The 22,853-nt window shown below is 64.2% G+C and carries 27 protein-coding genes, 1 tRNA gene and 1 pseudogene; 11 read left to right on the top strand and 18 right to left on the bottom strand.

The window, feature by feature from the left end; all coding sequences use genetic code 11:
• The first annotated feature begins 84 nt into the window (after positions 1 to 84).
• The 4 genes from QU44_RS05710 (at position 85) to QU44_RS05695 (ending at position 2,837) form a co-directional block, all read left to right on the top strand.
• Positions 85 to 1,257: a M23 family metallopeptidase gene (locus QU44_RS05710; RefSeq protein ID WP_033920817.1), complete on the top strand. Its 1,173-nt coding sequence runs from the start codon at positions 85 to 87 to the stop codon at positions 1,255 to 1,257.
• Between the two features lie 65 nt (positions 1,258 to 1,322).
• Entirely contained in the window at positions 1,323 to 1,664 is a 342-nt protein-coding gene (gene erpA, locus QU44_RS05705) for an iron-sulfur cluster insertion protein ErpA (protein ID WP_033920816.1), read from the top strand.
• 5 nt (positions 1,665 to 1,669) lie between these two features.
• Positions 1,670 to 2,440: an exodeoxyribonuclease III gene (gene xth, locus QU44_RS05700; protein WP_033920953.1), complete on the top strand. Its 771-nt coding sequence runs from the start codon at positions 1,670 to 1,672 to the stop codon at positions 2,438 to 2,440.
• Positions 2,441 to 2,600: 160 nt separating this feature from the next.
• Positions 2,601 to 2,837: a hypothetical protein gene (locus tag QU44_RS05695; RefSeq protein WP_156140966.1), complete on the top strand. Its 237-nt coding sequence runs from the start codon at positions 2,601 to 2,603 to the stop codon at positions 2,835 to 2,837.
• A 67-nt stretch (positions 2,838 to 2,904) separates the two neighbouring features.
• On the opposite strand, the gene QU44_RS05690 is transcribed toward QU44_RS05695, so the two are convergent.
• Positions 2,905 to 4,050 (bottom strand): hypothetical protein, encoded by a 1,146-nt coding sequence (locus QU44_RS05690; RefSeq protein WP_033920812.1) that lies wholly within the window; start codon positions 4,048 to 4,050, stop codon positions 2,905 to 2,907.
• 85 nt (positions 4,051 to 4,135) lie between these two features.
• On the opposite strand from QU44_RS05690, the gene QU44_RS05685 reads away from it, so the two are divergent.
• Positions 4,136 to 5,233, top strand: coding sequence for a fatty acid desaturase family protein (locus QU44_RS05685; RefSeq protein WP_033920951.1), 1,098 nt, complete (start codon positions 4,136 to 4,138; stop codon positions 5,231 to 5,233).
• Between the two features lie 16 nt (positions 5,234 to 5,249).
• Here the strand turns inward: QU44_RS05685 and lptG are convergent, their stop codons facing one another.
• From lptG to QU44_RS05645, 8 genes are all read right to left on the bottom strand, one after another.
• Positions 5,250 to 6,344, bottom strand: a complete 1,095-nt coding sequence (gene lptG, locus QU44_RS05680; RefSeq protein ID WP_033920810.1) for an LPS export ABC transporter permease LptG — start codon at positions 6,342 to 6,344, stop codon at positions 5,250 to 5,252.
• 16 nt (positions 6,345 to 6,360) lie between these two features.
• On the bottom strand, positions 6,361 to 7,551 hold the full coding sequence (gene lptF / locus QU44_RS05675; RefSeq protein ID WP_197054256.1) for an LPS export ABC transporter permease LptF: 1,191 nt from the start codon (positions 7,549 to 7,551) through the stop codon (positions 6,361 to 6,363).
• A gap of 108 nt (positions 7,552 to 7,659) precedes the next feature.
• Entirely contained in the window at positions 7,660 to 8,928 is a 1,269-nt protein-coding gene (spt, locus tag QU44_RS05670; RefSeq protein WP_033920809.1) for a serine palmitoyltransferase, read from the bottom strand.
• 140 nt (positions 8,929 to 9,068) lie between these two features.
• Entirely contained in the window at positions 9,069 to 9,311 is a 243-nt protein-coding gene (locus tag QU44_RS05665) for an acyl carrier protein (protein WP_033920807.1), read from the bottom strand.
• 65 nt (positions 9,312 to 9,376) lie between these two features.
• The gene (locus tag QU44_RS05660) at positions 9,377 to 10,273 is read right to left on the bottom strand and encodes an NAD-dependent epimerase/dehydratase family protein (RefSeq protein ID WP_033920806.1); all 897 of its coding nucleotides are present in this window, start codon (positions 10,271 to 10,273) and stop codon (positions 9,377 to 9,379) included.
• 10 nt (positions 10,274 to 10,283) lie between these two features.
• Positions 10,284 to 11,396: a glutamate 5-kinase gene (gene proB / locus QU44_RS05655; RefSeq protein ID WP_033920804.1), complete on the bottom strand. Its 1,113-nt coding sequence runs from the start codon at positions 11,394 to 11,396 to the stop codon at positions 10,284 to 10,286.
• Between the two features lie 22 nt (positions 11,397 to 11,418).
• On the bottom strand, positions 11,419 to 12,501 hold the full coding sequence (gene obgE / locus QU44_RS05650; RefSeq protein ID WP_052134370.1) for a GTPase ObgE: 1,083 nt from the start codon (positions 12,499 to 12,501) through the stop codon (positions 11,419 to 11,421).
• Between the two features lie 66 nt (positions 12,502 to 12,567).
• Positions 12,568 to 13,146, bottom strand: coding sequence for a TetR/AcrR family transcriptional regulator (locus QU44_RS05645; RefSeq protein WP_033920802.1), 579 nt, complete (start codon positions 13,144 to 13,146; stop codon positions 12,568 to 12,570).
• Between the two features lie 54 nt (positions 13,147 to 13,200).
• Between QU44_RS05645 and QU44_RS05640 the strand changes: the two genes are divergently transcribed.
• On the top strand, positions 13,201 to 14,055 hold the full coding sequence (locus QU44_RS05640) for a metal-dependent hydrolase (RefSeq protein WP_033920801.1): 855 nt from the start codon (positions 13,201 to 13,203) through the stop codon (positions 14,053 to 14,055).
• A gap of 45 nt (positions 14,056 to 14,100) precedes the next feature.
• Here the strand turns inward: QU44_RS05640 and QU44_RS05635 are convergent, their stop codons facing one another.
• The 4 genes from QU44_RS05635 to hspQ form a co-directional block, all read right to left on the bottom strand.
• Entirely contained in the window at positions 14,101 to 14,670 is a 570-nt protein-coding gene (locus QU44_RS05635) for a GNAT family N-acetyltransferase (protein ID WP_033920799.1), read from the bottom strand.
• A 152-nt stretch (positions 14,671 to 14,822) separates the two neighbouring features.
• Complete coding sequence (gene rpmA / locus QU44_RS05630; RefSeq protein ID WP_033920798.1) at positions 14,823 to 15,092, bottom strand: 50S ribosomal protein L27; 270 nt, start codon at positions 15,090 to 15,092, stop codon at positions 14,823 to 14,825.
• A 23-nt stretch (positions 15,093 to 15,115) separates the two neighbouring features.
• Positions 15,116 to 15,454 (bottom strand): 50S ribosomal protein L21, encoded by a 339-nt coding sequence (rplU, locus tag QU44_RS05625; protein ID WP_033920796.1) that lies wholly within the window; start codon positions 15,452 to 15,454, stop codon positions 15,116 to 15,118.
• Between the two features lie 115 nt (positions 15,455 to 15,569).
• The gene (hspQ, locus tag QU44_RS05620; RefSeq protein WP_052134369.1) at positions 15,570 to 15,953 is read right to left on the bottom strand and encodes a heat shock protein HspQ; all 384 of its coding nucleotides are present in this window, start codon (positions 15,951 to 15,953) and stop codon (positions 15,570 to 15,572) included.
• Positions 15,954 to 16,086: 133 nt separating this feature from the next.
• On the opposite strand from hspQ, the gene QU44_RS05615 reads away from it, so the two are divergent.
• Positions 16,087 to 16,176, top strand: a tRNA-Ser gene (locus QU44_RS05615).
• Between the two features lie 141 nt (positions 16,177 to 16,317).
• Positions 16,318 to 16,530, top strand: coding sequence for a hypothetical protein (locus tag QU44_RS18155; protein WP_156140964.1), 213 nt, complete (start codon positions 16,318 to 16,320; stop codon positions 16,528 to 16,530).
• Between the two features lie 174 nt (positions 16,531 to 16,704).
• On the opposite strand, the pseudogene QU44_RS18945 reads toward QU44_RS18155, so the two are convergent.
• A pseudogene (locus QU44_RS18945) lies at positions 16,705 to 17,775 on the bottom strand (recombinase family protein); the annotation flags it as partial.
• 10 nt (positions 17,776 to 17,785) lie between these two features.
• Positions 17,786 to 17,995 carry an HVO_A0114 family putative DNA-binding protein gene (locus QU44_RS05600; RefSeq protein WP_052134368.1) on the bottom strand — a complete coding sequence of 70 codons (210 nt, stop codon included), beginning with the start codon at positions 17,993 to 17,995 and terminating at the stop codon, positions 17,786 to 17,788.
• Between QU44_RS05600 and QU44_RS17390 the strand changes: the two genes are divergently transcribed.
• Both QU44_RS17390 and QU44_RS05595 read left to right on the top strand, forming a co-directional pair.
• Complete coding sequence (locus tag QU44_RS17390; protein WP_052134367.1) at positions 17,994 to 18,227, top strand: hypothetical protein; 234 nt, start codon at positions 17,994 to 17,996, stop codon at positions 18,225 to 18,227. The genes QU44_RS05600 and QU44_RS17390 overlap by 2 nt on opposite strands.
• Before the next feature lie 54 nt (positions 18,228 to 18,281).
• Complete coding sequence (locus QU44_RS05595; RefSeq protein WP_033920790.1) at positions 18,282 to 18,719, top strand: hypothetical protein; 438 nt, start codon at positions 18,282 to 18,284, stop codon at positions 18,717 to 18,719.
• A gap of 94 nt (positions 18,720 to 18,813) precedes the next feature.
• Here the strand turns inward: QU44_RS05595 and QU44_RS05590 are convergent, their stop codons facing one another.
• From QU44_RS05590 to QU44_RS05580, 3 genes are all read right to left on the bottom strand, one after another.
• Positions 18,814 to 19,101 (bottom strand): hypothetical protein, encoded by a 288-nt coding sequence (locus QU44_RS05590; protein WP_033920788.1) that lies wholly within the window; start codon positions 19,099 to 19,101, stop codon positions 18,814 to 18,816.
• 66 nt (positions 19,102 to 19,167) lie between these two features.
• Complete coding sequence (locus tag QU44_RS05585) at positions 19,168 to 21,213, bottom strand: NAD(+) synthase (RefSeq protein ID WP_033920787.1); 2,046 nt, start codon at positions 21,211 to 21,213, stop codon at positions 19,168 to 19,170.
• An 81-nt stretch (positions 21,214 to 21,294) separates the two neighbouring features.
• On the bottom strand, positions 21,295 to 21,963 hold the full coding sequence (locus QU44_RS05580; RefSeq protein WP_231621633.1) for a murein L,D-transpeptidase catalytic domain family protein: 669 nt from the start codon (positions 21,961 to 21,963) through the stop codon (positions 21,295 to 21,297).
• A gap of 88 nt (positions 21,964 to 22,051) precedes the next feature.
• Between QU44_RS05580 and QU44_RS05575 the strand changes: the two genes are divergently transcribed.
• On the top strand, positions 22,052 to 22,846 hold the full coding sequence (locus QU44_RS05575; RefSeq protein ID WP_231621632.1) for a L,D-transpeptidase family protein: 795 nt from the start codon (positions 22,052 to 22,054) through the stop codon (positions 22,844 to 22,846).
• Positions 22,847 to 22,853 lie beyond the last annotated feature (7 nt).

Genomic DNA, 22,853 nt, shown 5'->3' with positions numbered 1-22,853 from the left:
CGTCAGGGCGCGGAGGGGCTGCGATCGTGACGAACTTGTCGCGAACGTCATAACGGCGTCGTGAACCATGGTCGCCGGGGCATTATGAGCAGTCTTTCCAATTGCAAGAACGATGGCCTGTCAGACAGGTTCCGAAGCTTTTTCACCAACCGTGAATTCATCCTCCACGATGGCCGCACTCTCCGCCGCGTTTCGATCACCGCCCGTACGCAGGCGATGATGGCCGGGGTTGCCGCGGTCACGCTGACCTTCTCGGCCCTGGGTGTCGCGCAAACGGTCGATGGCGCATTGGAAACCAGCGGTTTCGCCGCTGTCGATACCGATCTGGTGCAGATGGAAGCCGAAGTCGCCCGGATGCGCGCCGACATCGCTTCGGTCAAAGAGACCGCCGAATTGCATGCCGCTCAGCTGGAGCAGCGCCAGATACTGATCGCTTCGGTATTGAGCGGGCAGGGCGAACCCCAGGAACTCGCCGCCCTCGCCGAAATTCCCGCCAATCCCGCTGCCGCCTCGATCGTCGCCCCCCTCCGCCGGCTCGAGAACCAGCAAGTCGCCTTCGCCATCCAGGCGCGCATCACCGCGCAGCAGCGCATTGTCGCCACCGAAAAGCATCTGCGCCGCTTGGGCTTGCGCCCCGAACGCATTCTGTCAAAGGCCGGCCTGGCAATGGGTGGCCCGTTCGAGCCACTCGATCGCGAAGCAGAGACCGCAGTCGAGCCCAATGCCGACGCACAGTTCCGTTCACTATTCCAAAGCTGGAAAAAACTCGACACGCTCGAGCAAGCAGTGATCGCGATCCCGTCGCTCCAGCCGGTTGAGAACCTCACTTTGACGTCCAGCTTCGGCATCCGCTCAGACCCGTTTCGGGGCACCGCCGTGATGCACGCCGGGCTCGATATTCCTGGTCCCGTGGGAACGCCGGTCTATGCGACTGCGGACGGCGTCGTCAGCCGGTCCAAGCGGGTGGGTGCCTATGGCAATCTGGTCGAGATTAATCACGGCAAGGGGATTCAGACGCGCTATGGCCATTTGTCGCGCCTGATCGTGTCGGACAACACCCGCGTTAAGCGCGGCCAGCTGATCGGCCTGATGGGTTCGACCGGCCGTTCGACCGGCAGCCACCTGCATTATGAAGTCCGAATCGATGGTCGCCCGGTCAATCCGATGCCTTATATGCAAAGCGCCGACACGTTGCTGGCATCGCAGGACAAGGCACTGCGGCAGCAGGCCAGCGTCGGCGGACCTCTGGCGAAGTGAACTGATTGACCGGGGGAGGGGGCGCATCCATTGCCGGTAGCCTCTAATTCTCCTATCTCTGTCACATGGCCATTATCGAACAATCCGCGATCGCGCTGACGCCGTCGGCGGCGGCGCGCGTAGCTGCAATCGCCGAGAAGCAGGCGAAGCCCGCGATTCTCCGCCTGTCGGTCGAAGGTGGAGGCTGTTCGGGCTTTCAATATCGCTTTGGCCTGGCTGATTCAGCCGATGCCGATGACACGATCGCCGAAACCGATGGCGTTCGGCTGGTGGTCGATTCGATGAGCCTCGATCTGGTGCGCGGCGCGCAGGTCGATTTCGTCGAAAGCCTGGGCGGTGCAGCGTTCAAGGTGAGCAATCCGCAGGCTGCCGCGGGCTGTGGTTGCGGTTCCAGCTTCGCGATTTGAAGCCGTTGCGGATCGTCACGTATAACGTCAACGGCATCAAGGCGCGGTTGCCACGGCTGGTCGAGTATCTGGCCGAAGCCAAGCCCGATGTCGTTTGCCTGCAAGAACTCAAATCAAGCGATGAGACCTTCCCTGAGCGCGACATTCGCGACGCGGGCTATGGCGCGCTGTGGCATGGGCAAAAAGGATTTAACGGCGTCGCGATTCTGGCACGCGGCGTCGATCCGGTCGAACGCCAGCGCGGTTTGAGCGGTGAACCCGAGGATGAGCATAGCCGTTATCTGGAGGCCGAGGTCGACGGGACGGTGATCGCGTCAATCTATCTGCCCAACGGCAACCCGCAGCCCGGTCCCAAATTCGACTATAAACTGCGCTGGTTCGAGCGACTGTCGGCGCGCGCGCGCGATTTGCTGGCCGAGGAGCAGCCGGTGGTGCTGGCGGGGGATTACAACGTCATCGCCAATGACGACGACACCTATTCGGTCAAGGCGATGGCGAGCGATGCGCTGATGCAGCCCGAATCGCGCGAAGCCTATCGCCTGCTATTGGCGCAAGGATGGACCGACTCGCTTCGAACCCGCTTCCCCAGCGGCGGGGTCTGGACCTTTTGGGACTATCAGGCGGGCGCGTGGCAGCGCGATGCCGGGTTCCGCATCGACCATCTGTTGCTGAGCCCGATGGCGGCCGACCGGCTGGTCGATGCCGGTGTCGACAAGGCATATCGCGGGCGCGAGAAAGCCAGTGATCATGCGCCGACCTGGGTGCAGCTTCGCTGATTGGTGCAAATCACCACAATCTGGTGACCAGCACTGACCACTAGTGTAAACGACGAGCGATAATCTTCTAAGTCATTGATTTCCTTAAAGCGCTGCGTTTGGCACGCATGATGCAAAGACCTCCATGCCGCCGAAACGGGCGGCTACGGAGGAAAAATTCATGACACGTTTCGCCCCCATGTTCGCCGCCATCTGCGCCATCACCGCTGCTGCTCCGGCCCTGGCCGAAGACCGCAAACCCACCCCATCGATCGGTGTCGTCAAGGCCGAGCCCGCCCCGCATCCTGATCAGCGGATTTGCTTTCGCGATCTCATCACCGGCTCGCTCATTTATCGAACTGACTGCAAGACGCGCGCCGAGTGGACCAAGCTGGGCGTGAAGACACCGGCGCGATGATCGGTCGAAATGTCGGGCTGCTACCCGATGCAGCCCGGCATGTTCGCGGTCTATGCCCGGTCGCTCGTTACAAGGTTCGTTCGTAAATCGTGTAGCGGCGATTAATCCTGGCCTGGATCGCATCGGCGATGGCGATCATTCCCTGATTGTCGTCGAGGATCCAGCCGATCTCGCCGCGAGTCGCGCCGAATTTGGCGATGGTGTCGCGGCGCACATATTCGATCATCATGAACGCCAATTGGCTCGCCATGCGCGACGCCTGCAACCGCTTGACGACGCCCATCAGCGGCACGCGAACCGTCCGGCATTGCGGCGCGCGCAGCCACCACAGCAGTTTTGCCCAGCCGAAGGGAAAAAGGTTGCCCTTGAGCGGCGCGATCGCTTCGTTAAGGTCGGGCAGGGTGATCAGGAACGCTACCGGCTCGCCATCGACCTCGGCAATTCGGATCAGATCTTCGAACACGATCGGCTTCAGCTTGCGCCCGACATCGGCGATTTCGGGCGGGGTTAGCGGCACATACCCCCAATTGTCGCGCCAGGCGTCGTTCAAGATGGCCAGGATGATCGCGGCATCTTCGTCGAAGCGCGATTTATCGACTCGCCGAATGACGATCCGCTGGTTCTTCTCGCCCGCCGCCACGATCCGTTGGACGATCGGGGGAAAGTCGGGGACGATGTCGAGGTCATAGGTGACCAGTTGCTTGGCCGGTGTGTAGCCCGCCCGTTCGATCCAGCCACGCTGTTCGGCCAGATTATGACCCATCATCACCGTGGGGGGATGATCAAATCCCTCGATCAGCAGGCCCGGCTGTTCCCAGATCGACAGGCTGATCGGCCCCAGCGCGCGGTTTAGCCCGCGATTGCGGAGCCAGGTTTCGGCGGTGGCGATCAGCGCGTGTGCGACTGATTCGTCCTCGGCCTCCAGCAGTCCCCATTGGCCGGCACCCGGTCCGAAACCCTTGTCGGCGGGCATGGTGAGCGCCAACGTATCGACATGCGCCGAAATGCGCCCGACGACCTCGCCGTCGCGCTCGGCGAGAAACAATTGACCCTCGGCATGGCTGAACCAGCCGTTTTTGGCGGGGTTGATCGTTTCGGCTACTTCGGAGCGGAGGGGGGCGATCCAGTTGGGATCATGCGCGTTCAGCCGATAGGCGATGTCGATGAATTTGGCGCGGTCAGCGCGGGTGGCGACGGGGCGAATGGCGATCATGCGGACCTCGTCCCGCGTCGGCTGGGCGATGTCAACTTATTGAATGCCCATATACTGCCACTATCTGCCGGTAATGAAGAGCATCATGAATAGCTTCTCACTCGACCGGCTGGCAGCAGACGGTACGGTTTCGGCGCGGGTATCTGCCCCGCGCGGCCAGATAGCCGATGACCGGGCGATGCTTCGCGCCGCTGCTGAACTAACGCGCGATTTGATCGCGCCGCGTCCAGCGATCTATTGGGCCGACCTGCTGGCGTCGGTCGTCATCGGTTACGCGGCGCTTGCCGGGGCGATCCTGATCGAGCCGCTGGATTGGGCGATCGTGTCGTGGCTGGTGTCGGTGCTGGCGCTGTATCGCGCCGCCAGCTTCATCCACGAAGTCAGCCATATGAAGCATGCCGCCCTGCCCGGATTTCGCCTGGCGTGGAATGCGCTGGTCGGGGTGCCGCTGATGGCACCTTCGTTCACTTATGAGGGCGTGCATAACCTGCACCATGCCAAGACGCGCTATGGCACGATTGAAGACCCCGAATATCTGCCACTGGCGCACATGAAGCCGTGGAGCGTGCCGCTGTTCGTGATGGTCTCGGCGCTGGCACCGATCGGTTTCCTGGTACGCTATGCGCTGCTGACGCCGCTGACGATCCTGGTGCCATCGCTTCGCCGGCCGGTCGAGGCGCGCTTTTCGGCGCTTTGCATCAATCCCGAGTTCCGCCGCCGTCCGACCGAGGGCGAAGCGATGCGCCGCTGGTGGCAGCTTGAAATTGCGACCAGCATCTGGGCGACTGGGCTGATCGCGGCGACCGCAACCGGCGTGCTGCCGGTGAAGGCGTTGGTCATTCTGCTGGCGACGATTTCGGGCATGATGGCGATCAACCAGGTTCGAACGTTGGTCGCGCATCTGTGGGAGAATGAAGGCGAGGAAATGTCGGTGACCGCGCAGTATCTCGATTCGGTCAACGTCCCGCCGCCTGCGACCTTGCCCGTGCTGTGGGCACCCGTCGGGCTTCGCTATCACGCCCTGCATCATCTGTTGCCGGGCTTGCCCTATCATTCGCTGGGCGAGGCACATCGCCGGCTGTCTGCGGCACTCGATGGCAATTCACCCTATCACAAGGCGAGCTATGCCGGGCTGCCGGGTCTGCTTACCCGGCTGGTGCGCGGGACGTTTCGCGCCCGGTGATCCAAGCGACCGGGGATTATTCCTCGGTCCGCACCAGCACTGCCTCGCCGATCAGAAAGAACAGCAGGAACGGTGCCCAAGCGGCGAGGAACGGGGGGTAGGCACCCAGATTGCCCATCGCCAGCGCGAAATTGTCGGCGACGAAATAGGCAAAGCCAAGCCCCATCCCGATCACCGCGCGGATGAATAATTTGCCCGATCGCGCGATCCCGAACGCAGCGACCGCGCCCAATAACGGCATCAGGATCGAAGAAAGCGGTCCCGAAAGCTTGTGCCACAGCGCGCCTTCCAGCGCCTTGGTCGGGCGTCCGGCCTGGGCGAGTTCGCTGATCGCGCTCTTCAATGCGCCGAACGACAGCGCGTCGGGCTCGACCGACGACAGGGTGAACTGATCGGGACTGATGCCGCGCCCGATCACGATCGACGGCAATTGCCGGACTTCGCCGCGTTTTACATCGAAACGGGTGGCGTTGGTCAGCCGCCAGCCATTGCCGTCGCGCACGCCGCGCTCGCCGGTGACGACGGAAATGATCGACCCGCCCTGGCGCTGATATTGGCTGACGCCGGTCAGTTGCGCCGCGTTGCCGCGTCCGCGCACTTCGCGCACCTGCACCAAATCGTCGCCTTCGCGCACCCAGATATTGGCCCGATCGCCGCGATCGACCGGCATCGGCCCGAAATCGACCCGCTCCCAGGCGTTGAGCGTCGCCGTGGCGCGGCTGACCACCCGGTCGTTGAACGCAAACGACAATGCCGCCACGCCAAGCGCGGTGACGATCAGCGGCGCCAGCACTTGATGCGCTGACAGGCCCGCCGCCTTGAGCGAGATGATCTCGCTATTCTGGTTCAGCGTCGAAAGCGTGATGATCGTGCCCAGCAGCACCGCAAACGGCAGGAAGCGCGAGATGATCTGCGGCGTCCGCATCGACGCATAGCGCCACACCTCGGCCTGGCCATTGCCTTCATAGGCAAGGATTCGCCCGCTTTCGCTGAGCAGGTCGAGCGCCTGCAACACCATCACCAGCGCCGCCAGAATGGCGAAGGTCCGCACCAGGAACATCTTGCCCATGTAGAGCGACACGGTGTGCGACGGAAAGAAAGAGATGTTCATTGCCATATCGGCTTCCTCACGCGGCGCGGCGACGGCCGGGCAGGCGGCTGGTAACCGCCTTCACCAGCTGGCCCGCCACCCGCTCCAGGCCGCCGATCGGCTGGCCGCCGGGGACATAGGCGATTTGATAATACATCCAGCCGACCAGCGCGGCGAAGACGGCAAACGGCACCCATAGCGCCAGGATCGGATCGATCCGACCCAGGCCGCCGACGGCTTCGCCATATTCGTTCACCTTGTGATAGGTGACGACCATCACGATCGACAGGAATACGCCCAGCGCCGAACTCGATCGCTTGGCTGGCACGCCCAGCGCCAGCGCGAGCAGCGGCAGCAGGAACATCGTCACCACCTCGACCACGCGAAAATGGAATGCCGCGCGGCTGGTATTGCGAAGCTCGGCACTGGCACCGGCATCGCCGCCCAGCCGCACCAGCTCGGGCAAGGTGCGCTCGAGGTTGCGGTCGCCGCGCGCGCGGAAGCGTCCGAATTCGGGCAGCGGGATCGGCAGGTCATGGCTGGTGAAGGTCAGCACGCGCGGCTGCACAAAGCCCGGCGAATTATGCACCAGCGTGCCGCGCGTCAGGCGAAACAGGATGGTGTTGGGATCGTCGGTCGCCAGGAACTGGCCCTTTTCGGCCGATGCGGCGTACCAGCCGCCTTCCTTGTCGCGGAAATTGACGAAGATGCCTGACAGGTCACGCCCGCTGTCGCGGCTTTCCTCGATCCGCATCGTCATGTCGGGGCCGAAACTGGTGAACTCCCCCACCTTGATCGACGCGCCCAGCGCGCCCGATCGCAGCTCGAAGCGCAATTCCTCATAGGCATAGCGCGCGGTCGGCTGGACATAGCCGACGATCGCCAGGTTCATCGCCGCCAGCACGATGGTGTAGAAATACGGCACGCGCAGCAGCCGCCAATAGCTCATCCCGACGCCCTGCAGCACATCGAGCTCGGACGAAGCGGCAAGCTTGCGAAAGGCGAGCAGGATGCCCAGCAGCAGCCCGATCGGAATGCCGAGCCCCAGATATTCGGGCAGCAGATTGGCGAGCATCTTCCAAACGACGCTCACCGGACCGCCTTCGGTCGCGACGAAGTCGAACAACCGAAGCATCCGGTCGAGCACCAGCAGCATCGCCGCGATCACCAGCGTCGAAAACAGCGGCACCGCGATCAGGCGTGCCATGTAGCGGTCGATCGACTTCATGTCGGGAAAAGCATGCTTTCGCTACGGGGTGAACGCCCGGCTATACCGACAGCGGGCGACGACGTCAGTATCGAAATCCACCCCGATCGCGTTGGCGAAACGACAAGGTCAGTCGATCACGCCCACTGCACGACCCGCCGCCTCGAACATCGCCAGCACGCGCGCAATCTGTTCGGGCGTGTGCTCGGCGCATAGCGAGCACCGCAGCAGGAAGGTGCCGGCGGGCGTCGCGGGCGGGCGCGCCATATTGACGTACAGCCCGCCTTCCAACAGCGCCTGCCACATCACCACCGCTTGCTGCTGGTCTTCCAGAATGATCGCGATGATCGCCGAATCGGGCTGCGCGGTGCCAAGCTTGAACCCCATTTCGGTCAGGCCGCCATGCAGTGTGCGGGCATTGTCCCACAATTGCGCGCGCTTCTTGTCGGCGGTCATCAGCTTGCGGATCGAAGTCGCCGCGGTCGCGACCACCGAGGGCGGTAGCGAGGCGGTGAAGATATAGGGCCGGCACGACAGCCGCATCACTTCGAACTTGGGATGGTTCGACACGCAAAAACCGCCGACGGTACCGACCGACTTCGAGAAGGTGCCGATCACGAAATCGACATCGGTGCCGAGTTCGAGCCCGACTTCTTCATATACGCCGCGGCCATGTTCGCCGAAAAAGCCCATCGAATGCGCTTCGTCGACCAGCACCATCGCGCCGTGCTTGCGCGCGACCGCGACCATTTCGCGAAGCGGGGCGATGTCGCCGAGCATCGAATACACGCCCTCCAGCACTACCAACTTGCCGGCATCGGCGGGCAGGCGGCCCAGCCTTTTGTCGAGATCCTCGACCGAATTGTGGCGGAAGCGGACGATTTCGGCATTGCCCAGCGCGCAGCCGTCATAGATCGACGCATGGCTGTCGGCGTCGAGGATGATGTACTCACCCTTGGTGGCGATCGTCGACAGGATGCCCAGGTTCGCCTGATAGCCGGTCGAAAACACCATCGCATGATCGGCACCGTAGAATTCCTTGAGCGCTTCCTCGGCATCGACATGGTCGCGGAAAGTGCCGTTGAGCATCCTGCTGCCATTGGTGCCCGACCCGAACTGATCGAGCGCGGCCTTGCCCGCCGCGATCACGTCGGGGTCGAAGGTCATGCCCATATAGTTATAGGTGCCAAGCAGGATGGTGTCCTTGCCCCGGATCACCGCCTCGGTCGGCGATTTGACCCGCTCCATCACGATCGCGAACGGATCGCGCACGCCGGTGGCCAGCAGCGCCTCACGCTCGGCGATCAGCGAGTCGAACTTGCTGAACAGGTCACGCGCGGGCGGCGCGGTCGCGGGTTCGACGGGCAGGGCATAGGCAATCGTTGCGGCTTCGGTCATTTTAAATCCATCCTGGCCCGTTCGTCCTGAGTAGGGGCTGAGCTTGTCGAAGACCCGTATCCAAGGAGCTCGCCCCAGACGACCCGGTCCTTCGATACGCCATTTCAACAGGCTCAATGGCTATTTGGGACGAACGGTGGTTACTGCTTCAACTTCTGCACCGCATCGACCAACTGGCCCACGGTTTCGATTTCGGCCTGCATGTTCATCGTGATCAGCACGTCGAACTCATCCTCGACCGCCGCGACGAAATCCATCACCGTCAGGCTGTCCCATTCGAGATCGCCGGCAAAGGTGGTGCCTTCCTCCAGCGCGACGCCCTTTTTGTTAAAGGGTTCGATCTGGGCGGTGACGGTGTCGAAGATCGCCTGACGGTCGGACATTCGGTGCTTTCTGGTTACGGTTGCGTAGTGACCTGCCAGCAAAATGCGGCGGCTTTTCGGCGCTGCTATAGCAGGGCGTTGTCGCGATACCACTGGGCGGTAGCCGGTAGTCCCTGCGCGGCGCTGATCCGGGGCTGCCACAGCGCCGCTGGCGGGCGGCGATCGGGGTGGGCGGTCCAGTCGGGATGACAGAAATATGCGACGCGATCGGGGGTCAGCTTCGCCTCGTCGCCCTGCAAGGCGCGCGCGATCTTTGCGGCAAACGAAAGCAGCGGGCGCGGCAGCGACAGCGGCATCACCCGCTGGCCGACCGCCTGGCCAAGCGCGCGCGCGAAGCTCTCATGCGTCCAGGCTTCAGGGGTTTCGTCGTCGACTTCATAGGTGGCGCGTTCGCTCTTCACTCGGACTAGCGCCAGCAACAGCCGCACCAAATCATCGACATGCAGGATCGAAAGCTTGCCCGGTGGCGGCAGCGGCATCACCCTGCGCGTTGCCAGCCGGAACATTTCGCGCATCTCCATGTCGCCGGGGCCGTATACCGCCGGCGGGCGCACGACATCCCATTCGCGGTCGCTTGCGCGCACCAGCGCTTCGCCCTGCGCCTTTGACCAGCCATAGGTCGACAAGTCGGGCTCGCGCGCGGCCAGGGACGACACATGGATGAAACGCTCGATCCCCGCCGAGGCGGCGGCGTCGAGGATCGTGCGGGTGCCGTCGATATTGCCTGTGACGAACCCGGCGCGGTCGCGGGCATTCACCACGCCCGCGACATGGATCACCGCATCGACGCCGGCGCACAGGGTTCCCGGACGATCGAGCGCGCCCTCGATCCAGGTCACGCCTTCGCGCGGCGGTTGCGGGCGGCGGGTTAGGGCTCGAACTTTGTGCCCATCGGCGAGCGCCTGGGTGATCAGCCGCGATCCGACAAAGCCGGTGCCGCCGGTGATGGCCAGAACCGTCACAGGGGCGCGCTCACAGCAACGCCATGTGGTTGCGATGCACCAGCGCCGAGCGTGGCGCATAGCCCAGCAGATCGCCCAGCTCGTCGCTTCGCCGCCCGATCACCAGCGCCGCATCGGCATCGCCATATTCGCTAAGGCCGCGTGCGATCTGGCTGCCATCGGGCGCGACCAGCAATACCAGGTCGCCGCGCGCGAACCTACCGTCGATCCGCTGCGCGCCGGCGGGAAGCAAGCTTTTGCCAGCGCGCAGGGCATCAACCGCGCCGGCATCGATATGGATCGCTCCGCGCGCGGTAAGCCCGCCGCGCAGCCACGCCTTACGCGCAGGCGCACTCGCCGGTGCGACGAATACGGTGCCATGGCCGCTGTCGGCGAAGCGTTGCAACGGGTGCAGCCCATGTCCGCCCGCGATGGCCAGATGCGCGCCAGCCGCCGTCGCGATCCGCGCCGCCTCTACCTTGGCGAGCATGCCGCCCGATCCCATGCCCGAGCGCGACGAACCATCGGCCATCCCCTCGATCGCGGCGATCGTCTCGACTCGCGGGATCAGCGTCGCCGCCGGGTCGGTCACCGGATTGGCGGTGTAGAGGCCATCGACATCGGACAGCAGGATCACCCCCTGCGCCATCGCCGCCCCGGCAACGCGCGCCGCCAGCCGGTCATTGTCGCCGAAGCGGATTTCCTCGGTCGCGACCGAGTCATTTTCGTTGATGATCGGTACGACGTTCAGCCGCAACAGCCGGTCGAGCGTCGCGGCGGCGTTGAGATAGCGGCGGCGATCCTCGAGATCGTCGAGCGTCAGCAGCATCTGTGCGGCCGTAAGCCCCTGTTCGTGCAGCAGCGCCGCCCAGGTGCCCGCCAGCGCGATCTGCCCGGTCGCCGCCGCAGCCTGCGCGTCCTCCAGGCTGGCCCGCCCGCCTTTGGCCAGCTTCAGCCGCCGCGCGCCCAGCGCGATCGCACCCGACGATACCACCGCGACTTGCTGGCCTGCGCTCACCCGCCCGGCAATGTCGGCGACCAGGCTGGCCAGCCAATCGCGCCGGATTTCGCCCGCTGGATCGACCAGCAGCGACGACCCGACCTTGACGATCAGCCGCGGACAGGCCGCCGGCGAGAAGCTCACGCTCCGCCCCGGAAAGGCGCGATCAGATGGGCGACCATGCCTTCACTTCTCCTGCGCCGTACTCACCCTCACCCTCGTCGTCATCGTCGTTGTCGAGTTCGTAATGCGTCCGCTCGACCGGGCCGATTGTCTCGATCATCCGGTCGAGCAGCGGCTCGATGCCAGCCCCGGTCGCGCCCGAAATCGCGAAGATTTCAGCGCCGCCCGATGCTTCGCGCAACTCGGCGGTCATCGCTTCGACCAGTTCGGCATCGAGCAGGTCGCATTTGTTGAGCGCGATCACCTCGGGCTTGTCGTCGAGGTCCGCGCCATAAGCGGCGATCTCTTCGCGGACGATGCGATAAGCCTCCATCACGTCATCGCCATTGGCGTCGACCAGATGGAGCAGGACGCGGCAACGCTCGACATGGCCCAGGAACCGATCGCCGATCCCCGCGCCATCGGCGGCCCCTTCGATCAGCCCCGGAATGTCGGCGAGCACGAATTCGCGCGACTTATGGCTGACCACGCCCAATTGCGGGCGCGTGGTGGTGAAGGGATAGTCGCCGACCTTTGCCTTGGTATTGGTCACCGCGTTGATGAAGGTCGACTTGCCCGCATTGGGCAGCCCCAGCAGCCCGGCATCGGCAAGCAGCTTCAGCCGCAGCCATACCCAAGCCTCGTCACCCGGCCAGCCGCTGCCGTGCTGGCGCGGGGTGCGGTTGGTCGACGTTTTGTAGCTGGCATTGCCGCGCCCGCCATCGCCGCCACGCATGAACACCTGGCGCTGGCCCGGCTTGGTGAAGTCGGCGAGCACATGTTCCTTGTCTTCGCTGATGATCTGGGTGCCCACCGGCACCTTGATGACCAGATCCTCGCCGCCGCCGCCGGTGCGGTTGCTGCCCGAGCCGCCATTGCCGCGCGGCGCGCGGAAATGCTGGGTATAGCGAAAGTCGATCAGCGTGTTCAGGCCGGGGACTGCTTCAAAGATGATGTCGCCACCCTTGCCGCCGTCGCCACCGTCGGGGCCGCCATATTCGATATATTTTTCGCGTCGGAAGCCAACTGCCCCGCCGCCGCCCGCGCCCGATCGGACGAAGATCTTTGCCTGGTCAAGAAAATGCATGGCGAGCCGATAGCGCGTTTTGCGGGAAATGTCGAAGCGCCAAAATCTGCCCCGGCCCGGGGTGCTTCAGGCGTTCATTCCCTGCGATCGTGCCAATGCCTGTAACGCCAGCCGCCGTGCGGTATCGCGCGGCAATCCCAGCGCCTTTGCCATCGGCCCGCCCATCAGCGCGTCGCCCAACGCCATCAGCACCAGTTGCAGCGTATCGTCGTGGATCGGCCGATCGCCATGCCCCGCCGCCGACAGGTCATCGACCAGCCGGTGGATCGCCTCGAGGATCGGATCGAGCGCATCGTTATTGCCCGACAGGATCATCCAGCTTGCCAGCGCGCCGGCGCCTTCCTTGTCGAACGCATCGAAGGTCAGTTCGACGACCTCGCGCGGGTCTTGCTCGGCGCGGGCGCGCAGCGCCGCTGCGCCGATCTTGGCGGTGATCGTGTCGGCCATGCTTTCGGCCAGCGCCTTTTGCAGCCCCGCCGCCGATCCGAAATGGTGGAGCAGATTGGCGTGGGTCCGCCCGATCCGCGCCGCGACCGCCTTCAGCGTCACCGCCTGCGGCCCCGCTTCGATCAACAGCTCGCGCGCTGCCTGCAACGCGGCCACGCGCGATTGCTCGGGGCTGAGCCGCCTGCGTTCTATTGACATGAGTGTAAGTAGTGATTAGTTCCGAACATCTGACGCATTCCGTGGAGGATTTCGGTGTCGAAAGCAAAGACTCCCGCTGATCTGACGATCACCCCGCGCGATCGCCGCTTTGGCCGCGACGGCGATCGGTATCGCCGCTGGTGGCTGAACGACGATCCGATCGCGACCGCCTTTTACAATGCCTTGTCGGTGACATTTCCCAAGGGGGAGGGCTTTTTCGTCGATTCGGTGCGCAAGTTCCGCGATGACGCGCCGCCGCGCCTGGCCGCTGAAATCAACGCATTCGTAAAGCAGGAAGTGCTGCACACGCGCGAGCATGTCGCGTTCAATCGTCATGTCACCGATCAGGGATATGATATAGTCCGGCTCGAACGGCGCGTGGACGACGAACTGGCGGTGACCAAGGATCGGCCGCCGGTCGCCAATCTTGCCGCGACGATGTGCCTCGAACATTTCACCGCGATCCTGGCACATGAACTGGTCGCGACACCGGCGCATCTGGCGGGCGGCGATGCCGAGGCGGTGGCGATGTGGCGCTGGCATGCGATCGAGGAGATCGAGCATAAGGGCGTCGCCTATGACACCTGGATGCACGCCACGCGCGACTGGCCCCGGCTGCGGCGCTGGTGGGTCAAATCGCTGGTGATGATGATCGTCACCGCCAAATTCTTTCGCGGGCGCACCACCGGCATTCTCGACTTGCTCGACCAAGACGGGCTGCGCGGGCCGGCAGTGCGATGGCGGCTGTTCCGCTACGCCTTTGGCCGCCCCGGCATGGCGCGCAAGATCATGGGCGCGTGGGCGAGCTTCTTCCTGCCGGGTTTCCACCCGTGGAACCATGACGACCGCGCGCTGATCGGCAAGGTCGACAGCGATTATGCTGCGGCGAGGATGCCGGTAGCGGCGTAAGCCAAATCCCCCTCCCGCTTGCGGGAGGGGTTAGGGGAGGGCCTGTTACACGGCGACTTCGACAAGCCCTCCCCCGACCCCTCCCGCAAGCGGGAGGGGAGAAAATACGCCGCGCTCATACAACACGCACGCCACGTCCACCCCGCGCGCGCGCGACCAGCGCGGCTCGATCGCGCCGGTCGAGGTGAACCCCAGCTTCGCCAGCACCCGCGCCGAAGCCGTGTTGTCGATGAAGTGCCCCGACACGATCCGCTCGGTCCGCAGACTGGCGTGCAGCGTTGCGATCACCGCCGCGCCCGCCTCGGTAGCATAGCCGCGTCCCCACGAATCGCGCCGCAACCAATAGCCAAGCTCGAGCGCGCCAACCGCATCGCGCCGCACACCAATGCCGCCGACCAATCGCACGATGCGATCGGCATGCTCGAATATCAGGAAATCGGGCTCACCCGCGCGCGGCGGTCGCGCCAGGAATGCCTGCGCGTCGTCCAGCGTATAGGGCCAGGGGGCCTGCGCCAGCATTTCGACGATGTCGCGATCGGCGATCGCCGCGCACAAGGCTGGGGCATCCTCGGGCCAACCGGGCCGCAATGTCAGTCTGGTCGTGCGTATGAACATGCTCACGCTCCTCGCAAACGCCTTCGCCGCTGGGCGGCGGGGCAGGGGAGGGAGCATGAAAAAAGGGAGACCGGGGCGACCCGTCTCCCTTGTTCGCTGGTTCCTTGACGGAACACCGGGTCACCCTGGTGGGCAACCCGGCCGGTTGCCCGTTATTCGGCGGCTTGTGCCATCGGCTGTACCGCACAGAAGGTGCGGCCAAGCTTGCCCTTGTTGAACGCCACATGGCCATCGACCAACGCGAACAACGTGTGGTCCTTGCCGATGCCGACATTCGGGCCGGGATAGAATTTGGTGCCACGCTGGCGGACCAGGATGTTGCCCGGAACGACCAACTGGCCGCCGAACTTCTTCACGCCAAGGCGCTTGCTCTCTGAGTCGCGACCGTTGCGCGACGAGCCGCCTGCTTTCTTATGTGCCATTGTCTATGCTCCTCGTGCTCGGATCAGGCCGCAGCGTTTTCGCTGGCGTCGGCCTTGGCCCGCTCGCCGCCGATCGCCACGATCTTCAGGATCGTGTGATTCTGGCGGTGGCCGTTCTTGCGGCGATAATTGTGGCGGCGACGCTTCTTGAAGACGATGACCTTGTCACCCTTCGCCTGCGCGATGATCTCGGCGGCTACGGTCAGACCGCTGCCAGCTTTCAAATCGCCGCCTTCACCGGCCAGCAGGACATCGCCCAGCGTGACCGAATCACCAGCTTCACCGTCGATCTTCTCGACGACGATCTTGTCTCCGGCGGCAACGCGATACTGCTTGCCGCCCGTGCGCACGACTGCGAACATGGGCTCTAGACTCTTCTTCAATGCGTAATCCCCGCGAAAAGCAAAAGCCCCGCGAGAAGGAAAGTGGCGGTTATGCCAAGGGGCGGCGGCTGTCAACCGTTAGCGCCCCAAGGAATCAGTGCCGATGGCTCTGTTTCAACCGATAACGGCCATTATCGAGCTTGTCGAACAGTCCGCCGATCGCCGGATGGTCGATCGGTTCTTCACTGTCGTCGGTCACCAGATTCTGCTGGCTGACATAGGCGACATAGCTCGAATCGGCATTTTCGGCGAGCAGATGGTAAAAGGGCTGGTCCTTGCGCGGGCGAACGCTTTCGGGAATCGAATCATACCATTCCTCGGTATTGGCGAACACCGGATCGACGTCGAAGATCACGCCGCGAAAATCGAACAGGCGGTGGCGGACGACTTCGCCTACGTTGAAGCGCGCATGGGCAATCTGGGGGAGGGGCACACCGGGGTCGAGTGGACGATCGTGCGGAAACTGGTTTTGCGACATCCCTCTAATTTAATGCGTATTGCGCTGCGCACAAGCAGGCCCTTGCACCGCCAGCAATTGTCGATTAGACGCCCGCCTTCATCGACCGGGGCCGGTCATGGACAGCTTGTCCATCGGCACCAAATGACCTCGCGGAGAGGTGGCAGAGTGGTCGAATGTACCGCACTCGAAATGCGGCGTGCCCTTGCGGGTACCGTGGGTTCGAATCCCACCCTCTCCGCCACTTCAGTCCCAAGCTGGGCACGCCGATTCCCGCCGATTTCCCGCTGGAAACGGCGGTGAGCGTGCGGAGCAGCTCTCCTTTCAATCCCATGATGCGAACTTCGGTCTCGGCGACCTCGACCCGCTGGGCGAAGGCGCGCAGGTGATCCCGCCGATAACCGCCCCCGTCGAGCTTGATGCGCTGGCGCGCCACGTCGGCGAACCGGCGCACGGTGGCGGGCGTCACCGCCTGATTGCCGGAGCTTTCGAGCATGGCCTGCGCCCGCTCGGCATCGACCTGTGCTTGATCGCGGAGCGCCTTCAACCCGGCGATGCGGTCTTTCAGCGCCGGATCGGAGATATCGGCGACGCCTGATTCGATCGCGTCGTAGAGGCGCTTGAGGCGAAGGTCGGTCTCGGCCGCCCTGCGGTTCAACTCGCCGATATGCTCCTGCCGGCGTTCTGCGCGCTCATGGCGACGGTCGAGGACCGAAGCCAGCACCTCCTCCAGCCGGTCGGGCTGGAGGAGCCGGCCTTCGATATGGCTGGCGACGATGGTGTCGAGCTTCTCCATCGGGATCGAGCGGCCCGAACAGCCGGTCTCGCCCTGCCGCGCCTTGATCGAGCAGGTGTAGTAGCGATAGCGCCCGCCCTTGCCGGTGCGAATCGTCATGGCGCCACCACACTTGGCGCAGAAGCAGATGCCGGTGAGTAAGGTCGGGCCGCTGACCACGCGCGGCGGCGTGACCTTGGGATTGCGGGCTTTCAGATGCGCCTGCACGGCGTCGAAGGTCTCAAGGTCGATCAACGGCGGCACGGGCACCGTGACGATCTCGCTGATGGGCTTCAACTCCTTGGTCTTGGAGCGCTTGTTGAACTCGTGCTCGCCGATATAGGTGCGGCGCGTCAGAATGCGGTGAAGCTGGCCGATACCCCAGCGCCCGCCGTCGCGGGTGAAGATGCGGCGCGCGTTCAGGTGGGACACGATCGCCTTGACGCCCATCGGACCGGACGTGCCGTTCCCCTCCAGCGCCAGCCGGTAGATCAGCCGCACCGTGTCGGCGTGGAGCGGATCGATCTCCAGCTTCTTCTTGGTCTTGGTCCCGCGCTGCTCTGCGGCGACGATGCGGTAGCCGATCGGCGGCAATGCGCCGTTCCAGAAGCCCTGCCGGGCGTTCTCCTTCAAGGCGCGCATGACGTGCTTGCCGTTCTCCTTGGACTGATACTCGTCGAACAGCGCCATGATCTGGCGCATCATGACGTGCATCGGGTCGTCGCCCATTTCCTGGGTGATGGAGACGAGCTTCACGCCGTTCTTGGCCAGCTTGCGGACGTAGAACTCCAGCTCGAAGTGATCGCGGAAGAAGCGGCTGAACGAGTGGACGACGACGATATCGAAGGGTGCGGGCTTGGTGGTGCCCGCCTCGATCATGCGCTGGAACTCGGGTCGGCGGTCGTTGGTGGCGGTCGCGCCTGGCTCGACGTAGGTATCGACAAGCTGATAGCCGCGCGACAGGCAGTAGGCCTCGCCCTGACGCTTCTGGTCGGGGATGGACACGTCATGCTCTGCCTGCCGCGCGGTCGAGACCCGGAGATAGAGGGCTGCGCGGGTGGCGACCATGGGAGCTTCTTTATTCATGGTCGGTCTCCTTGCGGCGGTACGGCTGGCGGTGCGGGCCGGTCAACGCCAGTTCCAGCACGACGCGATCATGGATGAGTTTCGGCGCGAGCTTGCGGCCGTCGCGCTCCATACGGATCAGGCCGTAGCCGATCATGGCTTTCAGGGTGCGCGAGAGATTGGACTTTGCCCGTCCGGTCAGCGCGGCCAGGGCGTCGACCATGCGGACGGAAGGTGGCGATACGCTCGGCAACAGCATCCGGCGCTCATGGGAGACTCAGATGGCGCTTCATCCGATCACAGCCGCTCATGTCGCGTTAATGTCTGCGGTCATCGCGGGAAACCCCGAAGACTGGTGGCGTCGCAAACTCGGCCTGATCCTCGACGGCGCTGCGGCCATGCTGGCGCGGCGCGGCCATCCCGACGAAGCCGGTCAGGATGTGATCTGCCGGTAAGACACCCGGGCCAAGCCGCCTTCCACCATCCAAAAGCAACAGAAAGCCATGCCTATGATACGCCACGATCTTACCCATTGGCCGCTGATTACCTCCATGATGCAAGGCACCGTGACGCTGGATGAGCAGATGGCCTTCTTGGCCGATTGGACCAGTTGGCTTGATCGAGGCGAGCGTTTTGCGACGCTGCGCGTCTTCGCCGGCACCGATGCGCTCGCTCGCGCGGAAGGCGGTGCGAAGGAAACCAAGATGTGGCTGCAAACCAACAAGGACCGTATCAAGGCGCTTGTCGTCGGCATGGCGACGGTTGTCCCCGCCGAGAGGCTGGAAGAGGTGAGCCGGATGAATGCGGAGAAATTGTTCGGTGTCCCTGCCAGGACCTTTGCCGATGTCGAAGAGGCGGCGAACTGGATCACGTCACAGCTCGCAGAAAAGCAAGTGACGATCCATCCGGGCGTGATCACCGCCAGCCTCAGTGCCATGCGGCATTAGAGGGCTATAGCGTAGACGTAGTGCTCATCATCGTCGGGCGCGGCCCGCCATTACCTGCCGTGGGTGTCGACCCACGCGCCGGCTGGTGTAGCGATCAGCCCAGCCGCTTGCGGTTCGCCGCCACCTTCTTTCGATAGTGCTTCAGCGTCTTTTGCGTGCCCGACAATGGCGTGGTGCCAAGACCGCCGGTGAGCATCTTCATCTGCAATTCGGCCATCGCCTCCATCTTTTCGCTGACCATCAACTGCGCTTCCTGATCGGCGGCGGGGCCACCCAGCGCCATCTTGGCCAATCGCATGCCGATCACCGTCGATGCCTCGGCACTCAGCGTCCAGGCATCGATGCTTGCCTGGGTCCATGCGGCATAGGGCCATTTATACATTTGCGGTTCCTGTGCCGCAGGGGGCGGCGTTGCGATAACGATCGGTGGGGGCGTTGGTACGGGCGATCATGGCAGCGCGCCGCGTAATTCGTCGATCCACACCGTCGCGGTGCCGTCCGAAGGCGCGCGCCAGTCACCACGCGGCGATAATGCGCCCGCCGATGCGACCTTTGGACCGTTGGGGATTGCCGATCGCTTGAACTGGCTGGTACGAAAAAATCGGTCGAGGAACGATTCGAGCCATTTCGCGATGGTCGCCAGATCATAGCCATTGCGCCCGTCGGGCGGGAAATGCGGCGGCCAGCATCCCGCATCGACATCGCGCCAGGCATGCAGCGCCATGAATGCGATCTTTGACGGCGCAAGGCCCAGCCGAACGACGTGATGCAGAAAGAAATCGTGCAGCTCATATGGCCCGATTCGATCCTGGGTCGACTGGATCGCGCCATCGGCCCCGGCGGGCACCAGCTCGGGCGAAATCTCGGTCGCCAATATGTCGGTCAACACCCGATTGGTCGCTTGGTCATATTGGCCGGTGCGTTCGGTCCAGCGGATCAGATGCTGGATCAGCGTCTTGGGGACACCGGCATTGACCGCATAATGGCTCATCTGGTCGCCGACACCATAGGTACACCAGCCAAGCGCAAGTTCGGACAGGTCGCCGGTGCCGATAACGATCCCCTCGCGCTGATTGGCGAGGCGAAAGAGATAGTCGGTGCGAAGCCCGGCCTGCACATTCTCGAACGTCACGTCATATTGCGGCTGACCATCGGCAAAGGGGTGCCCCATATCGCCCAGCATCTGGTGCGCGGCGGGGGTGATGTCGATTTCGTCGCCGGTGATGCCCAGCGCGCGCATCAGCGCCCAGGCGCTGGCCTTGGTCGCCTCGCCGGTTGCAAAACCGGGCAGGGTGAAGCCCAATATGTCCGTGCGCGGCCGACCGAGCCGGTCGAACGCTTTGGCCGCGACCAGCAGTGCATGGGTCGAATCAAGCCCGCCCGAAACGCCGATCACCAGCCGCTTGGTGCCCGAAGCGACCGCGCGCTTGCGCAATCCCTCGACCTGGATGTTGAAGGCTTCGTAGCAATCCTCGTCGAGCGTTTCGGCGGTGTCGGGCACGAACGGAAAGCGCCGGATCGCGCGGCGCAGGCCGGCATCGGCGAAATCGGGGGCGTGATCGAAGCATATCCGGCGAAAGCGGGTTTCGGGATGGCCGGCGGCGGCGGCGGCATCGTTGAAGGTGCCCATCCGCATCCGCTCGAGCCGGATGCGCCCGGCATCGACATCGGCAACGACCAATTCGGTCGCGAGATCGAACCGGCCCGAGGTCGCCAGTTGCTCGCCCAGTTCATGCACCATGCCCTGGCCGTCCCAGGCCACGTCGGTGGTGCTTTCGCCCGGTCCGGTCGCCGAATAGACATAGGCACACACCGCCCGCGCGCTTTGCGCCGCGCACAGCATCGCGCGTTCGCGCGCCTTGCCGATGACGATGTTCGATGCCGACAAGTTGCAACAGATCAGCGCGCCGGCCAGCGCCCCGGCGGTCGATGGCGGGGTGGGGGACCAGAAATCCTCGCAGATTTCGGCGTGAAAAATGAAATCGGGCAAATCGCTCGCGGCAAAGATCAGGTCGGTGCCAAAGGGGACGTCCTGTCCCCCCAGCGCAATCGTCAGCCCCGTAAGCCCCAAGCCGGACGCGAAATAGCGCTTCTCATAATATTCGCGGTAATTGGGCAGGAAGCTTTTGGGCACCACGCCCAGCACCCGCCCGCGCGCGATCGCCACCGCACAATTATAAATGCGGCCATTGCGACGAAGCGCCGCGCCAACCAGCAGCACCGGGCGCAATTCGGCGCTCGCCTGCACCACTGCTGCCACCGCCGCCTCGCTGGCCGACAGCATCGCGTCCTGCAGATGCAGGTCGTCGATCGCATAGCTGGTGAGGTTGAGTTCGGGAAAGGCCACCAGATCGACCCGCTCGCGATTCGCCTCCTGCGCCAGCGCAATCGTTGCGGCGGCGCTCGCCATCGGATCGCCGACCATCGCGGCGGGGGTCGCGGCGGCAACGCGGATAAAGCCGTGGGTGTGATGCGAATAAAAGCGGTGGCTCATGCCGCTGGTCTAGGCGCGGCGATGGCGCAGGCCAAGCGTGAACGATTCGACTGCGCCGTCCCTATTCCGAACGCGGGGCCGTCAGGCCTTGGCAGCGTAGATCAGCGCGCCTTCGCCCAGATGATCGAATGCGCGTTGCAGGAAAGCATCGCCGACCGCGAAGCAGCCCTGGCTTCGCCCCAATTTACCATGCGTCGCCAGCATGTTGGGCTCGGCATACCAGGCACCATGCACCACGATTGCGCGGGCGAGCGCGTTGCTGTTGGTCGGGTCCAGCCCCAGCAGCCGCTGCGACCGGCCATGTTTGCCGACATAATAATCGCTGGTGGCAAACGCGCCTTCGCACGAAGCGTTCGATCCATCGACGTTCGAGAAATATTGCAGATAGCCGGTATGGGCAGGGTCCGATCCGCTGCCATGCGCGACCAGCAGGTCGGTGACCCGGCCATTGGCGATGTCGACCAGGTGCATTCTCGGTGCCGACGATCCCGCGCCGAAATCGACCACCGCGATCCGGTCGCGTTTGGTGATGGTGCGGCGATGGGTGTCGCGGGCCGCCAGCGCCTTTTCGAGCAGCGCGCGCCGCACGCCGCCAATCCGGGCGGGATTGATCGCCGGCTCGATAAAGGGGGCAGGGGCGGGGGTGATCGACGCCAAGGGCTCGACCCTGGGAACCGCGACGCTTTCCACCGGCGCGCGCACACAAGCCGGCACCGCGATCAGCGTGCCTGCAACGATTCCGCCACGCAAAAGCGTGCGGCGCGATGTCGGTCCGGTTAACAATGTGTTAAATTCGTGCGACGTGTCGTTCACTCCAGCCATATAAAGGCTATAGCAGATGCGGTCCGACCCAATCGTTACTTTCACCAGCGCATCGCGCAGCTTGCCGGGTAAGCGCCACGGGTCGTCGCGCATCGGCTGGCTTGGCCCGCTCGCTATGGGGCTGGCACTGATCGGCGCGGTGGCATTGCCCGCTTCGGCCAGCGCGCAGGCGACGGTCGAATCGCGCGCGGCGCTGTTCCGGCCCGGCGAATATGTCTGGCGCGACGTTGCGCCGCGCACCGGCACCGTGGCGGTGGTCATCAGCCTGCCCAGCCAGCTTGCCTATGTCTATCGCAGCGGCCAGCTCATCGGCATTTCGACCGTATCGACCGGCAAACGTGGCAAGGTGACCCCGGTGGGTGAGTTCACCATCTTGCAGAAGAAGGTGTTTCACCGCTCAAACCTCTATTCGAACGCGCCGATGCCCTACATGCAGCGGCTGACCTGGACCGGGATCGCGCTGCACGCCGGCGACTTGCCGGGCTATCCCGCATCGCATGGCTGCATCCGCTTCCCCGCTGCCTTTGCCAAGCGGCTGTTCGATTTGACCGACATGGGCGGCGTCGTGCGGATTACCGACCGGCGGATCGACGACATGCTGCCGCGCGCCGCACCGCCCGCGCCACTGTCGCCGCCGGTGCTGATCGTCGATCGCGGCCTGCTCAATGGCCCGCGCGCCGACGATCGCGTGCTGGCAAAGGCCGAACCACCGCCGCAGATCGAGCTGGCGGGCGAGGATGTGCGCTTCGCGGTATATGATGCGGTGTTCGCCGAGGGCTATGGTGCCAAGGGGGGCGCGCGGAAGCGGTGAATTGATG

Origin of the sequence: Sphingomonas sp. 37zxx (assembly GCF_000786205.1) — a bacterium.
Classification (GTDB): domain Bacteria; phylum Pseudomonadota; class Alphaproteobacteria; order Sphingomonadales; family Sphingomonadaceae; genus Sphingomonas.
This window is presented reverse-complemented; position numbering and strand designations above follow the sequence as displayed.